Annotated in this window: 11 protein-coding genes; 4 read left to right on the forward strand and 7 right to left on the reverse strand. The window is 70.0% G+C overall.

From position 1 onward, the window contains the following. The coding region (locus KUM40_RS38130) for a type I polyketide synthase (protein ID WP_217170922.1) at nt 1-3,748 on the reverse strand (3,748 nt) is incomplete at its 3' end. A gap of 570 nt (nt 3,749-4,318) precedes the next feature. Between KUM40_RS38130 and KUM40_RS38135 the strand changes: the two genes are divergently transcribed. Both KUM40_RS38135 and KUM40_RS38140 read left to right on the forward strand, forming a co-directional pair. After that, on the forward strand, nt 4,319-5,170 hold the full coding sequence (locus tag KUM40_RS38135) for a mycofactocin-coupled SDR family oxidoreductase (protein ID WP_217170923.1): 852 nt from the start codon (nt 4,319-4,321) through the stop codon (nt 5,168-5,170). 161 nt (nt 5,171-5,331) lie between these two features. After that, nucleotides 5,332-5,775 carry a flavin reductase family protein gene (locus tag KUM40_RS38140; protein ID WP_254396309.1) on the forward strand — a complete coding sequence of 148 codons (444 nt, stop codon included), beginning with the start codon at nt 5,332-5,334 and terminating at the stop codon, nt 5,773-5,775. 234 nt (nt 5,776-6,009) lie between these two features. Here the strand turns inward: KUM40_RS38140 and KUM40_RS38145 are convergent, their stop codons facing one another. From KUM40_RS38145 to KUM40_RS38165, 5 genes are all read right to left on the reverse strand, one after another. Further along, the gene (locus KUM40_RS38145) at nt 6,010-7,458 is read right to left on the reverse strand and encodes an MFS transporter (RefSeq protein ID WP_217170925.1); all 1,449 of its coding nucleotides are present in this window, start codon (nt 7,456-7,458) and stop codon (nt 6,010-6,012) included. A gap of 284 nt (nt 7,459-7,742) precedes the next feature. Further along, nucleotides 7,743-8,162: an SRPBCC family protein gene (locus tag KUM40_RS38150; RefSeq protein WP_217170926.1), complete on the reverse strand. Its 420-nt coding sequence runs from the start codon at nt 8,160-8,162 to the stop codon at nt 7,743-7,745. Between the two features lie 182 nt (nt 8,163-8,344). After that, nucleotides 8,345-9,703 (reverse strand): FtsX-like permease family protein, encoded by a 1,359-nt coding sequence (locus tag KUM40_RS38155; RefSeq protein ID WP_217170965.1) that lies wholly within the window; start codon nt 9,701-9,703, stop codon nt 8,345-8,347. Between the two features lie 2 nt (nt 9,704-9,705). Further along, nucleotides 9,706-10,497 carry an ABC transporter ATP-binding protein gene (locus KUM40_RS38160; protein ID WP_217170927.1) on the reverse strand — a complete coding sequence of 264 codons (792 nt, stop codon included), beginning with the start codon at nt 10,495-10,497 and terminating at the stop codon, nt 9,706-9,708. Between the two features lie 152 nt (nt 10,498-10,649). After that, nucleotides 10,650-13,454, reverse strand: coding sequence for an AAA family ATPase (locus KUM40_RS38165; RefSeq protein WP_308401327.1), 2,805 nt, complete (start codon nt 13,452-13,454; stop codon nt 10,650-10,652). Between the two features lie 559 nt (nt 13,455-14,013). On the opposite strand from KUM40_RS38165, the gene KUM40_RS38170 reads away from it, so the two are divergent. After that, entirely contained in the window at nt 14,014-14,784 is a 771-nt protein-coding gene (locus tag KUM40_RS38170) for a thioesterase II family protein (protein WP_217170928.1), read from the forward strand. 241 nt (nt 14,785-15,025) lie between these two features. Further along, nucleotides 15,026-15,292 carry a PqqD family protein gene (locus tag KUM40_RS38175; RefSeq protein ID WP_217170929.1) on the forward strand — a complete coding sequence of 89 codons (267 nt, stop codon included), beginning with the start codon at nt 15,026-15,028 and terminating at the stop codon, nt 15,290-15,292. 51 nt (nt 15,293-15,343) lie between these two features. On the opposite strand, the gene KUM40_RS38180 is transcribed toward KUM40_RS38175, so the two are convergent. Then, nucleotides 15,344-15,613, reverse strand: a complete 270-nt coding sequence (locus KUM40_RS38180; protein WP_217170930.1) for a PqqD family protein — start codon at nt 15,611-15,613, stop codon at nt 15,344-15,346. Between the last annotated feature and the right edge of the window lie 115 nt (nt 15,614-15,728).

Genomic DNA, 15,728 nt, shown 5'->3' on the forward strand with positions numbered 1-15,728 from the left:
CCCCCACACCAGCACTGCCACTGTCGCGGTCGCTGAAGCTGTCGGGAGAAGGCACCTCCCACACCACCACCGGCGGCACCACATCACCCGCCGGCCACGCCTCTCCATCCCACACCGGCACAGCCGCCGCGCCTTCCGGCACCACCACCGGACTCCAGCCCACCCGCCACAACGACCGGCCCACCACCCCACCAGCCGACTCCAACTGCCCCACCGACACCGGCCGACCCACCACCGACCCCACCGACAGAACGGAAGCACCCGTGTCGTCGGCCACCTCTACAGCGACGCTGTTCTCGCCGTCGGGTGTGATGCACACGCGTAGGCGGGTGGCGCCGGTGGCGTGCAGGGCTACCTGGTTCCAGACGAACGGCAGTACCGGTTCACCGTCCCGGTCCCCGCTCTCGTCGACCAGCGCCGCGTGCATCGCCGCATCCAGCAGTGCCGGATGCAGACCAAAACGGGACGCCTCGTCCCACGACTCCGACGGCAGCTCCACCTCCGCGAAGACATCGTCACCCCGCCGCCAGGCCGCCTTCAGCCCCTGGAACACCGGACCATAGGCATACCCCTGGCGCAGCAGCAGGTCGTACGCGTCCCCGACACCGACCGGTAGGGCACCGGCCGGCGGCCACACCGCCAGATCCTCACCCGACCGGGCCGCCGCACCGTCACCGACACTGCCCTGGGCATGCAGCAGCCAGCCGCCACCCACCTCCGTCTCCGGACGCGAGTGGACCGTGACCGTACGCGCCCCCGACCCGTCAGCCGCACCCACCGCCACCTGGATCTGCACACCACCACGCTCAGGAAGCACCAACGGCGCCTGAAGCGTCAGCTCCTCCAGCAACCCACAACCCACCTGATCAGCAGCGTGCAGAGCAAGCTCCACAAAACCGGTGCCGGGGAAGAGGATGGTGTCGCCCACGACGTGGTCGGCGAGCCAGGGCTGGGTGTCCGTGGACAGGCGACCGGTGAGGACCACGCCGTCGCTGTCGGCGAGGGTGATGGTGGCGCCGAGCAGTGGGTGCTCGGCGGTGTCGAGCCCGGCCGAGGCGACGTCCGCGGCCCCGAGTTGGGCGTCGATCCAGTAGCGCTCGCGTTGGAAGGCGTAGGTGGGCAGGTCGACGCGTTCGGCGCCGCGTCCGGCGTAGAAGGCGGTCCAGTCGACGGTGCCGCCCGAGGCGAACACCTGCCCCAGCGCGCCCACGGCCGTCACATCCTCCGGACGGTCCTTGCGCAGCACGGACGCGAACGTGACCTCATCGGCGTCCGTGTCGAGGGTCTGCCGGGCCAGACCCGTCAGAACCGGATCCGGGCCGCACTCCACAAACCGCACCACACCCTGCCCCTGCAGAGCAGCGATCCCGTCGGCGAAGCGGACGGCCTCACGCACGTGGCGTACCCAGTACTCGGGGTCGGTGAGCTGCCCCGCCACCGCGAGGGCGCCTGTCACGTTGGACACGACGGGCAGGGACGGCTCCGCATACGACAGCGACGCCGCTACTCCACGGAACTCCTCCAGCATCGGCTCCATCAACGGCGAATGGAACGCATGCGACACCCGCAGCCGGGACACCCGCCGCCCCAGCCCACTGAAGTGCTCAGCGACCGTGTCGACGTCGGTCTGGGTGCCGGACACCACGATGGACGTGGGGCCGTTGACGGCGGCGATCCCGACACCGTCGGACAGCACCGGCAGGACCTCTGCCTCGGTGGCCTCCACCGCGAGCATCGCTCCGCCCTCGGGCAGCGCATCCATCAGCCGGCCACGCGCCGCCACCAACACGGACGCGTCCTCCAGGGACAGCACCCCCGCCACATGCGCGGCGGTCACCTCACCAATGGAGTGCCCCGCCACAAAGTCGGGACGCACACCCCAGGACTCCACCAGCCGGAACAACGCCGTCTCCACCGCGAACAGCCCCGCCTGCGCGAACACCGTCCGGTTCAGCAGCCGGACGTCATCGCCCCACACCACCTCCCGCAACGACCGGCCCAGCAGACCGTCCAACCGGCCACACACCGCATCGAAGGCCGACGCGAACACGGGGAAGGCGTCGTAGAGTTCCCGGCCCATCCCCAGCCGCTGACTGCCCTGACCCGTGAACAGCACAGCCGTCCGGCCACCCGCACGCGCCCGCACCACCGAGCCTTCCACCCCGCCCAGCGCGGTCAGCAGCTCCTCGCGGTCCCGGCCCACCACCACCGCACGCCGCTCCAACGCAGCCCGCGACGACACCAAAGACAACCCCACATCCACCGGCGACAGTTCGAGCCGCTCACCCACCCACCCGGCAAGCCGCTCCGCCTGCGCCACCACCGCACCCGCGCCACGCCCCGACACCACCCACGGCACCACGGCCGACGCCTTGAGCTCGGCAACTGGAACCGCCACCACCGGCGGCTCCTCCACGATCACGTGGGCGTTCGTCCCACTGATTCCGAAGGACGACACAGCCGCACGCCGAGGCCGCCCCTCCTCCGGCGCCGGCCACTCCCGAGCCTCCGTCAGCAGCTCCACAGCACCCGCGTCCCAGTCCACCTTGGACGAAGGCTCGTCGGAGTACAGAGACTTGGGCATCGTCTCGTGACGCATCGCCATGACCATCTTGATAATGCCCGCGACACCCGCCGCAGCCTGCGTATGACCCATGTTCGACTTGATCGACCCCAGCCACAGCGGACGGTCCTCCGCCCTGTCCTGACCGTAGGTCGCCAGCAACGCCTGCGCCTCGATCGGGTCACCCAGCGTCGTACCCGTACCGTGCGCCTCGATCAGGTCCACGTCGCCCGACGTCAGTCCCGCCCCGGCCAGTGCCTGGCGGATCACCCGCTGCTGCGAGGGGCCGTTGGGGGCCGTCAGACCATTGCTCGCCCCGTCCTGGTTGATGGCGCTGCCGCGCACCACCGCCAGCACGGGGTGGCCGTTGCGGCGCGCGTCCGACAGGCGCTCCACCAGCAGCATGCCCGCGCCCTCGGCCCAGCCGACACCGTCGGCGGACTCGGAGAAGGACTTGCAACGACCGTTCCTGGAGAGGCCGCGCTGGCGGCTGAACTCCACGAAGACCTCAGGCGTCGCCATCGTGGCGACACCGCCGACGAGCGCCAGGGAGCACTCGCCGGACCGCAGGGCGTGCGCGGCCAGGTGCAGGGCGACCAGCGACGAGGAGCACGCCGTGTCGACGGAGACCGCCGGACCCTCCAGACCGAGCGTGTAGGAGATCCGGCCGGAGGTGATGGAGCCGGCGGCACTGCTGTAGGGGTAGTCGTGGTACATGGTTCCGGCGAACACGCCGGTCGTGCTGCCCTTGAGGGTCAGCGGGTCGATCCCGGCGCGTTCGAGGGCCTCCCAGGCGGTCTCCAGGAGCAGCCGCTGCTGGGGGTCCATGACCAGCGCCTCGTTCGGGCTGATACCGAAGAAGTCGGCATCGAAGTCCGCCGCGTTGTGGAGGAATCCGCCTTCGCGCGCGTACGTCTTGCCTTCGCGCCCGGGCTCCGGGTCGAACACACCGGCGTCCCAGCCGCGGTCGGAGGGGAATTCCGACACGGCGTCCACACCGTCCGACACCAGTTGCCACAGATCCTCGGGCGACGCCACACCGCCCGGGTAGCGGCATGCCATCCCCACGATCGCGATCGGCTCCCGCAGCGCATCCGACATCTTGCGGTTCTGCCCGCGCAGTCGCTCCGCTTCCTTGAGGGATGTCCGAAGTGCCTCGACAAGCCGCTGGTCGGAGTTCGCCATCTCGGTCTTCCCACTTCCCGTGTCACATGGTGAATATCTGGACAGGCGTCGAAGCGCCGACGGGGCCGGATGCTGCGACGCGGATGCCGGATCGGAACGGCCCGGCAGTCGTCCCGGGAACAGTCCGGCCGCCGTATCGGAAAACCGGGCGGGTATGCGCGCGGGGCGCCGGGTGGTGCGTGCCCGCGTGAGGAGAACGGCGGTGTTCAGCCCACGGTAGGGCAGTGACGTGCGGCCGGACCCCCTAAGAAGCCCCCTTAAGACATCCTCTGAGGAGTCCTCCCGGCAAGCCCCTCATGCGGCCCGGTAGGACGAGGTGGGAGGTGCGAGCCGGCTCTTCCCGGGCCCCTAAAGTCGTCGTGCCGCACATGAATAGGGGGACGGCTCCCGCCTGTTGGCGGCATGGAGACGGTACAAAGAATTCCGAGTCGGCGTATGGCGCGCTGCCGGGGCACACCGGAGTTCCCGTGTGTCCTCCGCGTCTCTTCGGCAGCCCATTCGACTGCCCCCGGGCCCGTGTGCCGGTCCGCCGTCCGTCATGTCACTACAGCAGACCATCTGGAGGGCCCCATGGGCCGGGTAGAAGGCAAGGTCGTCGTCATCACGGGTGCGGCGCGCGGGCAAGGGCGCAGCCACGCCGTGCGGCTGGCCGAGGAAGGCGCCGACATCATCGCGATCGACCTCGGTGAGGACATCGAGGTCGTCGGGTACCCGCTCGGCACCGCGGAGGAACTGGCGGAGACGGCCCGCCTGGTCGAGAAGACCGGCCGCAGGGTGGTCACCAAGCTGGCCGACACCCGCGATCGTGCGGCACTGCGCCAGGCGATCGACGAGGGGGTCGCCCAACTCGGCCGGCTCGACGTGGTCGTGGCGAACGCCGCGATCGGACCCGTGGGTGCCGACCGTCCGCTCACCGCGTTCGCCGACGCCGTCGACGTCAACCTCAGCGGCACGCTGAACACGGTGCACGCCGCTCTGCCGCACCTTCAGGAGGGCGCCTCCGTCATCCTGATCGGCTCCGCGGCCGCGTACTTCGCGGCCTACGGCAGCGACCCGGGCGGCATGGGTCCGGGCGGCATCGGTTACGCCTTCACCAAGCAGATGCTCGGTCACTACGTCAATTGGTTCGCTCCCTTCCTGGCTCCTCAGGGCCTGCGGATCAACGTGGTGCACCCGACCAACGTCAACACGCCGATGCTGCACAACGAGGCGATGTACAAGGTGTTCCGTCCCGACCTGGAGCACCCGGTGGCGCAGGACGCCGAGCCGGGCTTCTCGATGGTGCAGGCCCTGCCCATTCCCTACGTGGAGCCGATCGACGTCTCGCACGCGGTGGCCTATCTCGCGTCCGACGAGTCCCGCTTCGTCACCGGCACCCAGCTTCGGGTCGACGGTGGAGCAGTGGTCAAGAACGGCAAGTGAGGCGTGCATTCACCACACCGCCGTTGCCCCGGTGAGCCGGGGGAGCGGCGGTGACCCCGATCCGGGCACCGAAGGAGGGAATCCGGATGACGCAAGCCGTCCCGAGTCCGGCAGCCGTGGCGCCTTCCCTTGAGGAAGTGTCGACGCGGTTCCGGGAGGCCATGGCCTCGTACCCGAGTGGCGTGACCCTCGTGACCACCACCGACGACCAGGGTGTGTGGCGCGGGTTCACGGCCACGTCGTTCTGCTCGCTGTCCGCGGACCCGCCGATGGTCCTTGTGTGCTTGGCCCATACCGCCCAGTGCCACGCGGCGTTCGACAAGGCCGATTCGTGGGTGGTCCAGGTGGTGCCGCACCGGCGCGCGGATCTGGCCACGCGGTTCGCCACCAGAGGTGCGGACAAGTTCGGCCGGAGCGACTTCACGCCGAACTCGGACGGCCACCCCGTTCTGGAGGAGGCCGCCGCGGTGCTGGAGTGCGAGGCCCACGTCCGTCACGATGTCGCCGACCACACGATCCTGGTCGGCCGGGTACTCGACGTCCGGCTGCGTGACGACGCTCCGACGGTGTACTTCCGCCGGGGCTTCCGCACGTTGGCGGACTGATCGTTCGCCGGCCTCGGCGGTCAACAGCCAAGGGCCGGTGGTGGCCGGAGTCCCGGACCAGGGACTCCGGCCACCACCGGCCCTTCTTCGCGTGCTCCACTGCTCCACGAGCCCGGTGACGACCCACACTCCCCAGCCACACACAGCCCGCAGCCCACAGGGCGGGACCCGGACCTGAACCGGTCCGGGTCCCGCCCTGCGGGCTGCGGGTCGCGCGTCGGCGTCCCCGGAGGACTAGTGACTTGCCGCCGCCACCGGTGCTTCCGGCTGCTCCTTCGCCGGCTCGGCGGCATGCGGCCTCAGCTTCGGCATGATGAGGGCGCACAGGCCCGACAGCGCGAAGGCGGCCACGGTGATCCACAGGGCCTTGATGACACCTTCGTTGAGGGTGTCGAAGGTCGGACGGTCGCCGGCCGTGTTGAAGAAGACGACGCCGCCGACGGCCACGCCCAGCGAGTAGCCGAGCTGCTGGAAGGTGGCGAAGGCACCGGACGCGGCACCGGCCGAGACCGCGGGGACCGTGCGCAGGGACTCGTCGAGGAGCGGCACGATCAGCAGGACCATGCCGGCGCCGGAGATGCCCAGGGCCAGGGAGAGGTCCCAGCCGGACAGCGACGTGCCCTTCTCGTTGATGGTGTAGATCGCCCAGACGAACGCGGCGGCCTGGATCAAGCCGCCGGCGAGGATGACGTACTTGCCGAACTTCTTGGCCAGCGGGTCGCCGGCCGGGGAGATCACGATGGAACCGACGGACATGGCGAAGATCGTCAGACCGGTGGCCAGCGGGCTGAAGCCAAGCGCGGTCTGCAGGTAGTAGCCCAGGGCAAGGATGTAGCAGCCGTTGGCGGTCCAGAACAGGATCTGCACGACGAGGCCGCTGCTGAAGCCGTGGTTCGCGAACAGTTGCATGGGCAGCAGCGACGAGCCGTCGCGTCGCATCTTGGCCCGCTGCTGGAGGACGAACACCACCAGTGCGACCGGGGACGCGCCCAGCATGACCCAGATCCAGGGCGCCCAGTCGGCCATGCGCCCGTCGATCAGCGGGAACTCCACCAGGAACACCGTGGCGCTGGCGAGGAACACGCCGACGAGGTCGAGCTTCGGCGGGTTGTCGGAGCGGCTGTTCGGGACGAAGAAGCTCGCCAGTGCCAGCAGGGCGATACAGATGGGCACGTTGACCAGGAAGACCGAGCGCCAGCCGAGACCGAAGAGGTCGGCTTCCACCATCCAGCCGCCGGCGATCAGACCGACGACGGAACCCAGGGCACTCATGGCGCCGATCAGGCCGTAGATCTTGCCGCGTTCGGCGGGTTCGTACATGACCTGGACGGACGACAGGACCTGGGGCACCATCACACCCGCGAAGCCACCCTGGACGACGCGTGCCGCCACCAGCATCGTCCCGCCGTCCGCCGAGGCGGCCCAGAGGGAGGAGAGGCCGAAGCCGGCGACGCCGATGAGGAACATGGTGCGCCGACCGAAGATGTCGCCCAGGCGTCCGCCCGTGATCAGCAGGACGGCGAAGGCCAGCAGATAGCCGGCCATGATCCACTCGAGGTGGGCGTCGGTTGCGTCGAGGTCCCTCTGGATGGTCGGCAGGGCGACGTTGGTGATCGTGGTGTCGACCAGGTCGACGAACTGCGCGATGATCAGAACGGTAATCGCGATCGTCCGTTTCTTCATGACGGACTCTCCTCACTCAAGATGTCGGCGTGCGGGGTGCCGACCCCGCACGCCTGCTCAACTTCATCGAGGACCACCACCGTCGGGGGCCCCAGGCACTCAGGGGGTGGCGTTTGGATCTTGCCGGGGTCGCGGGGTCTGGCACGCCCATCTGCGGCGTTGTCGTCGGTTGCCAGGGCTCCGCCCTGTCGCCCTCCTCCGCCTTGCATCTGCACGCACCAGACCCCGCTCGGGTCGGCAACAACGCGCCGTCGCTTGGACCGGCCTGATCCAAACGCCACCCCCTAGCGGGTGGCGAGCTCCGCGAGCTCCTTGACGCCCTTGTCCAGGCTGGCGGCGAACGCCGGGCCCTGTGCGGCGCCGACCTGGTCGGCGGGGGGGCCGTCGAGCCGCATGGTGTGGCTGATCAGGGTGCCGCCGTTGTCGAGCGGGGTGAGCGAGCAGATCGACTGGGCGATCAGGCCGCCACCGGGCTGGGTCTCCATGGTGAAGCCCTTGCCCTCGTCCACGGAGACGAGGGTGAACGGCATGGCCGGCTGGCCCTCGTTGGTGACGGTGCCGGTGGTGCCGGTGGCGAACGGACCCTGGCGGTCAACGGCGACCAGCTCCGGGTTCCAGGACGGCCACGTGGTCGGGTCCTCGTAGCGGCTCCACACGGCCTGGGGCGCTGCGGTGGTCTCGGCGGTCTTCGTGGTCTCCCACATGAAGCTGACTCCCCATCTGTTCTATACGTACTTACGCTTAAGACAAATGTACAGATGCCCTCGGTGGACCGCAACCGGTGACGCGCATCCGGGTCAACTCCCCCGCCACAACGAAAAGAAGAGCGGGTCCCGGCACCTGTGAGGTGCGGGACCCGCTCGGGTCGGGAGCGCTCGCGATCCGGTCAGGCGGCCACCGCCTCGACCGCCGGCGTACGCAGCCTGCGCCGCGCGGTGGCGGTGCTCGCCAGCATCGTCACGACGGCCGCGATGGCCACGATCGTCAGGTAGATGGTCAGGGAGGTGTCGGGAACGACGTCCTCGGTCCTGGCCACGGTGAAGGGCACCACCGTCGCCAGTGACGCGATCGTGCCGAACAGCACACCGGTGACGGCCAGCAGGACGCCCTCCGCGCCCACCATCCTCAGCACCTGGCGCGGCGTGGCCCCGATGAGCCGCTGCTGGCCGAACTCCCGGCCGCGGTGGGTGGTGGCGGCGATCAGGACGTTCACCAGCATGATGCAGGCGAACAGCACGACCGTGCCGATGACCACGAAGTTGAGCGTCTCGATGTTGCGCTGCTCGTTGGTCTTGGTGATGCCCTCGGCCGTGGTGGCCGCGTTCTCGATGGCCTGCATGTAGAACGTGCCGGTGCCGATGCCGACGAACAGGATGATCGGCATGAGGACCGTGCCCAGCCGGTCGGCGCGGCGGCGCACGTTCTGCACGGTCAGATAGCCGCTGACCCCGGTGAAGCGCTGCAGGGGGCCACCGAGCAGGCCCGTCACCCCGCGGATGAGCAGGGGAGCCAGCAGCGCAAGACCGATGGCGACGAGGATCGACGCCGAGCCGGCGGTCTGCATGATCTCCGCGGTCTTGCCGTGTTCGAGGACCATGGTGAGCACGCCCAGGTTGATGCCGCCCGCCATGAACAGCACCGCCGCGACGACCCTGATTTTGCCGAGCCGCCGTTTACCGGTGGCCGCCGCGGCCACCGCCTCCGCGACGCGGGCCCGGGCGGTGCGCCGGGCCGCGAGCCAGGCCGCCAGGACGGCCGCGACCAGGGTGATGCCCACGCCCATGGACAGGCCGACCGGGCCGAACCGGTAGGACACGGCGGGAAGCACCTGGTCGGTGTCGATGAGCACGTCCAGCAGCGCCCGCCCGGCGAACATCGCCCCCGGCACGGCCAGCAGCGAGGCCAGGACGGACAGCACCACCGCCTCGCCCACGATCATCCGGCCGACCTGCGCGGGCGTGGCGCCCACGCTCCGCAGCAGCGCCATGTCGCTGCCGCGCTGCTGCACGGAAAGGGTGAGTGTCGAGGTCACCGCGAAGACCACCAGCAGCAGACCCCAGCCGCCGATCACGCTGGCCAGCGTCGTCAGCGTCTCCTCACTGCCCGCGTCCACCGCGTCGTGCTGCGCGGTGTCCAGCATCGAGGCGAACGACATCAGCATGGTGGCGCCGAGGAACATGACGAGGAAGCTCGCCACGAAGCCGCCGGGGCGGTGGCGCAGCGACCGAAGAGCCAGAGACATCATCGTCACGCACCCGCCATCACACGTCGCCGGGCAACCTCGTCGCCCAGGTGGGTCATCCGCTCGGCGACCGCCTCGGCGGTCGGGCGCTCCAGCATGCCGACCAGTTGGCCGTCGGCGAGGAAGAGCACGGAGTCCGCGTACGAGGCGGCCACCGGGTCGTGCGTCACCATCACCACGGCCTGGCCGTAGGACCGTACGGACTCCTGCAGCAGCATGAGGACGTCCCGGGCGCTACGGGTGTCCAGGGCACCCGTCGGCTCGTCGGCGAAGAGCACACGGGGCTGGGTGACCAGGGCGCGTGCGATGGCCACCCGCTGCTGCTGGCCGCCGGAGAGCTGACCGGGCAGGTGGTCCAGGCGCTCGCCCAGTCCCACCCGCTCCAGCACCGCACGGCAGCCCGCCCGGTCGATCCTGCGGCCGGCCAGCCGCAGCGGAAGCGTCACGTTCTGCATGACCGTCAGCATGGGAAGCAGGTTGAAGTGCTGGAAGACGAAACCGATCCGGCCCCTGCGGAACCGGGTCAGCTTCGCCTCACTCGCGGCGGCCATCTCGTTGCCGTCCACGAACACCCGGCCGCTGCTGGGGCGGTCGAGGCCCGCCGCGCACTGCAGCAGCGTGCTCTTGCCCGAACCGGACGGTCCCATGACCGCGGTGAACGTTCCGGCCCCCAGCGTGAGGGACACGTCGTCCAGGGCCGTCACTGCCCCGGCGCCGGTGCCGTAGATCCTGCTGACGGACTCGAGACGCAGCGCGTCGCCGCTGCTGCCGGTGACCTCGTGCTTGGACCTGGACATCTGCCATCCCCTCCAGCGGCGCCCGGTGCGCCTTCCACATCGAAGGTACGGACGCCGCCGGAGAGCCGCGATGGGCGCAACACCCGAGTTGGAGGTGTACCCAGCACACCCCTGTGGAGCGCGTTAGGGGTACCCCGTACTCGCCGCGCGGGCTACTGCGCGGCGAGTTGGAGGTCGGCGGGCAGGTCCTGCCGCCTGGTGATGTCGAGCTTGCGGTAGACCCGCGTCAGATGCTGCTCCACGGTGCTGACGGTGATGTACAGCTCGCGCGAAATCTGCCGGTTGGTGTAGCCGCGCGCCGCGAGCGTGGCCACCCGGCGTTCGGACTCGCTCAGGCGGTACTCGGTGTCGGACGCCGCGGATTCCTGGGGCGCGGGTACGGGCGCGGGCGCCGACGCCGACGCCGCGGGACCGGCCTCGCTCTGGGCGTGGGCGTGGGTATGGGTGTGGGCCGGGGCGGGGGCGTGGGCGTGCGGCAGTATCCGGTTTCGCAGCATGTGGGCACCACAGCTCTCCGCGAGACCCCATGCCTGACGGGAGAACGCTCCGGCCCTGGCGGCGTCGCCCGCCTCGCTCAGGGCCTGGCCGAGGTCGGCCAGCGCCCGCGCCAGTTCCACCCGGTCGCCGGACTTGCGCAACTCGTCGACCGCCTGGTGGAGCAGGGGCGGGCGCTGCCGGGACGGCTGGAGGGCTGCCCGCAGCCGCAGGGAAGTCCCGCGTACCCAGGACCCCCGGGCGTCGGGGGTGGCCATCTGCTCCAGGATCAGCTTCTCCGCCCGCTGTTGGTCGCCGAGCCGCAGGAACGTCTCCGCGGCGTCCCCGCGCCAGGCCAGGAAGGAAGGCCGGTCCATGCCCCACTCCTGGGTGAGCCGGCCGACCTCCAGGAAGTCGGCGAGGGCGGCGCGCAGATGGCCGGTGGCCAGCCAGTGCAGACCACGGGCGTACAGATAGTCGAGCCCGTGCACACTGCGGAACAGGGTCTCGGGGACCGGCTGTTCGAGCTGGGCGGCCGCCTCGGCGTGCCGGCCCATGATCGTGCGCGCCCGGATCAGGAAAGCCGTCGGACTGCCCGCGAAGGCGTTGCCACTGCGCTGGGGGAGGTGGTCCAGTGCCAGCAGCGCCTGCTGCTCCGCACCGCTCAGGTCGCCCAGGCGCAGCAGGGCCTCGGCGTGCAGCGTGGCGAACACCGCCTGCCAGGCGGGCGCGTTGTGGCGGGCCGCGTCCTGGGCCCACCGGTGGCACCAGGTGACGGCGCGCTCGGGCTGCTCGGAGTAGATCAAGGTACGAACGGCCCGGGCCAGCGGCAGCAGGGTGCCGTCCTGCAGCGTCACGTTCCGCAGGAACCGTTCGCCCCGGGCGGCGTCGTCGTCCCGACAGCCGTCGGACAGCCGCCAGTCGACCCCCTCGTCGGGCGTGGCGTCCTCGGCGTCGAGGACCGCGACGGTGTACTCGCTCGCCTCGCCCAACTCGCGTCGGTGCACCTCGCGCACCTCGCGTGCCTCGGCCACGCGGCCCTGCCTGACCAGGACCGCGGCCAGCGGCGTCAGGCGTTCGGCCGCCAGCTCACCCGCGCGCAGCAGGTCCAGGGGCGAGGACAGGTGCTGTTCGGCCCTGGAGGGATTGAACCGCCAAGTGATCGCCGCGAGCCGGGTCTTGATCTCGGCGCGCTGCTGCACGTCCGCGGTGATGTCGTGGGCGAGTTCGAGGAGTGCGGCGGCCTGTTGCGAGATGTTCTGGTCGACCAGGTGCTCCGCGGCCTCGCGCAGTAAATCGGTCGCCCACACGTGGTCGGGGAGTTCGGCGCCCTCCTGCCGGGCCGCCATCAGGTGTGCGGCGACCACGGTGCAGGGCTTTCCGGCGGTGTGCAGTACCTCCGCGGCGCGCCGGTGCAGCCGGGCGCGGTCGGCGGGGTCCGCCCGGTCGAGCAGTGTCGCCGCGACGACGGGATGGCGAAAACGCCGGTGTTCCACGATGCCCGCGGCGGTGATCGAGGCCAGGCTGCGGGTGACGTCCGGCAGGGGAAGGCCGACCAGCCGGGCCAGGTCGTGGTCGGTGATGTCGCTGTCGACGGCCGCCAGGGCCTGTGCGACCTCGAACGCCCCGGGGCCGCTGCGGCGCAGGCAGCTTTCGACCGCCGCCACGAACAGGCCGTCCGGCGCGGGGAAGTGGGGGTCAGACGTGTCCGGCGTGTCCGGCGCGTCCGACGTGTCCGATGCATCCGATGCGTCCGACGTCGGTTGCCGCCCGACCGCCGCCTGTGGGGCCGTCTGTGGGGCGGCCCACTCGTACTCCTCCGTGAGAGCCCGCAGCAGCAGCGGATTGCCGCCGCTGCAGGTGTGCAGGGCGGTAACGAGCCGTTCGGTACGGGCGGGCCGCCCGCGGTCGGCGAGCGCTGCCGCCGTCTGGTCCGGCGTGAAACGCTCCAGGCGGACGCGGGTGATGTTGCCCCGCCGCAGCAGCTCGGTACGGAAGTCGCGGTGCTGTCCGCAGTCGTGCAGGGGCGCACTGCCCACGAGGAGGAACGCCGCCGACCGGGCGTGCCGCAGGATGTGGGCCAGATAGCACAGCGAGGCGTCGTCGACGAGGTGCAGGTCGTCGACACAGGCGACCACCGGCGTCCTGGGGGTCAGACCGCGCAGGGCGGCCGAGAACGCGTGCATGGCCGCGGCCCGCGGCGGCTCGTCGTCGGCTTCCGGCGCCGGCAGCGTCCAGGGTCCCGCGCAGGCGACGAGCTGTCGCATCACGCCCAGCGGAAGCGTGCGTTCGGCGGTCGACCCGACGGCCGACAGGGCGAGCGCTCCGGCTTCCGACGCCCGCTCGGCGAAGGCGTCCAGCAGCTCGCTCTTGCCGCACCCGGCCGCGCCCTCCACAAGGACGGTGCGCGCCTCTCCGGGCACGCACCTCCTGAGCGCTTTATTCAATATGTCCAGTACTGATTCCCGTCCGACCAGCGTCACGCGGTTCCCCCGACTGTCAGTGAAGCGGCCCGATGCTGTCCGGCAGGTTGTCGGCGGTGCCGCCGGCGAAGCTCGGGCGAGTATGTGTGAACGATTCGAGAATAGGTCTACTCCAGGCTCAACATACTGGCCAGAAGCTGCAGTGCAATAAGTTCGCGGTTAACTCTCGCGGTGGATGCGGGGCCGACCAGGGAGAATGTGACAAAATTTAGTCACGGCCGATCCGCGCGGTCCGGCTGAATCAGGTCACGCGTAGGGGGATCCGGAGCCCAGAGTAGGGGGTGGTCCCCTCTGGCGGGGTTCATGGGTAGACGGGTTGAATGAGATCTCGAGGCGACCCGGAAGCGACCCCGCGGCTTTTTACCCTTCTTTTGCATACCGTGGGGAACCGGTCCGTCCGCTCTATGCGTCCGCGCCGCGTTTGGTTGAACGCTCTCGTACTTTCCCGTGAATTTGGAATTTCATGAGTGCCGTGCCTTGCCGGTGCGGCGCCGTGCGGGTGGGTCACCGTGCGGGTGCGTCAACGACCGACCGTAGTGGGAATGGGAGTGGAGAAGCCATGACTGGATCGTCCGCCGAGGCAGGCGCCTGGATCCGCCGGTTCCACCCGGCGCCCGCGGCGCCCACGCGGCTGGTCTGCTTCCCCCACGCGGGAGGATCGGCCACGTTCTACTTCCCCGTCTCGCGGGCCATGTCCCCCGGCGTCGACGTGCTGTCCGTGCAGTACCCGGGCCGGCAGGACCGGCGTGGTGAGCGGTGCATCGACACCATCGGAGAGCTGGCCGACGCCGTGGTGGAGGAGCTGACGCCGTGGGCGGACCGCCCGCTCACGCTGTTCGGTCACAGCATGGGAGCGTCCCTCGCCTTCGAGGTGGCCCTCCGGCTCGAGAGCCGGGGCATCGTGCCGCTCGGGCTCTTCGCCTCCGGCCGGCGCGCCCCGTCCCGGTTTCGCGACGAGGCCGTCCACCGGGCCGACGACGACCAGCTCATCGACGAGCTGAGGAAACTCAGTGGCACCGATTCCCAGGTGCTGGGCGATCCGGAGATCCTCCGCATGATCCTGCCGGCGATCCGCAACGACTACCGGGCGGCGGAGACCTACCGCTTCCGGGGCGGCCCGCGGCTGGCCTGCCCCGTCGTCGCCCTGGTCGGCACGGAGGACGCGCAGGTGACCGAGGACGAGGCGACCGCCTGGGCGGAGCACACGACCGGACCGTTCAGGGTGCGCCGGTTCGACGGCGGTCACTTCTACCTCAACGCCCACGCCGTCGAGGTGATGTCCGAGATATCCGGCCACATCAACGGCGTCTCGGTGGCCGGTTCTCGCTGAGCGGTCCCGGAGCAGACAGGGGCGCCGTGTGCACGGTGCCCCTGTTGCATATTCAATTCATGCCTGCTTGCTTCTGCGGCCGTATTTCCCCGCGGTGACCGCTGGTTACCTCTCTTTACGTCTCTGTAAACAGCATATAAAGTAAGCATGTGTGACACACCGCTGCCGAAGCGCATTTTCGGCCTTCATGTTCTCCGCTCCCCCAGTGTCCGGGCGTGGATTGCTTCAAGGAGGGAGACGCATGCGAGTTCTGCCCGGGAGCGATGTCGCGGCGACCGTACTGGAAAACGGAGAGCTGCTTCTGCGGAAGTCCGGAGGTGCGACATACACGTTTGCACCGCCCGCCGCCGCGTTGTGGATCGCGTTGCGCCAGCACGACGGAGATCCGGTGGAAGCGGCGAATGCGCTGGGCGATCTCTGGGACGCGGAATGTGTCCTCATCCGCGCTGAACTGGAAATGTGGATCGACGAGCTGCGGGCGGCGGAACTCGTCCGAGTCGAGGTCTGAGCCCGGCCCGTACCGGAACGCCCCGCCGCCACGGCGGACCGCGCGTGTCCCCTAGGGGGCGTCGTGCACCAGCCCCGCGTCTCCGAGTTCGTTCACCCACAGGTCCAGGTCGGAACGCATGGTTCCGGGATCCACGTCCCACAGGCCCGCCAACAGGTCGGCGGCCGCGTCCAGTCGGCCGTCGTGCTGGCGGATGGCGATCCACATCGCCGTATTCACCGGGGCGCAGCGGATGGGGGATTCCGAGTGCTGCGAGTGCAATTCCAAGCACCCGTCCTCCAGGACGACCGCTGTCACGTCCGGGTTGGGAAGAATGGCCACGACTGCCTCCCCGCGGATCACACGCTCTGAGCCGCTTCATGTATCCGACAGCCTCCATAGTGGCAGGTCGAGCCGGTGTTGAAGAGGGGGGTGGCCTCACCCTTTGGGTGTATCC

Source organism: Streptomyces sp. AC512_CC834, assembly GCF_019049325.1.
Classification (GTDB): domain Bacteria; phylum Actinomycetota; class Actinomycetes; order Streptomycetales; family Streptomycetaceae; genus Streptomyces.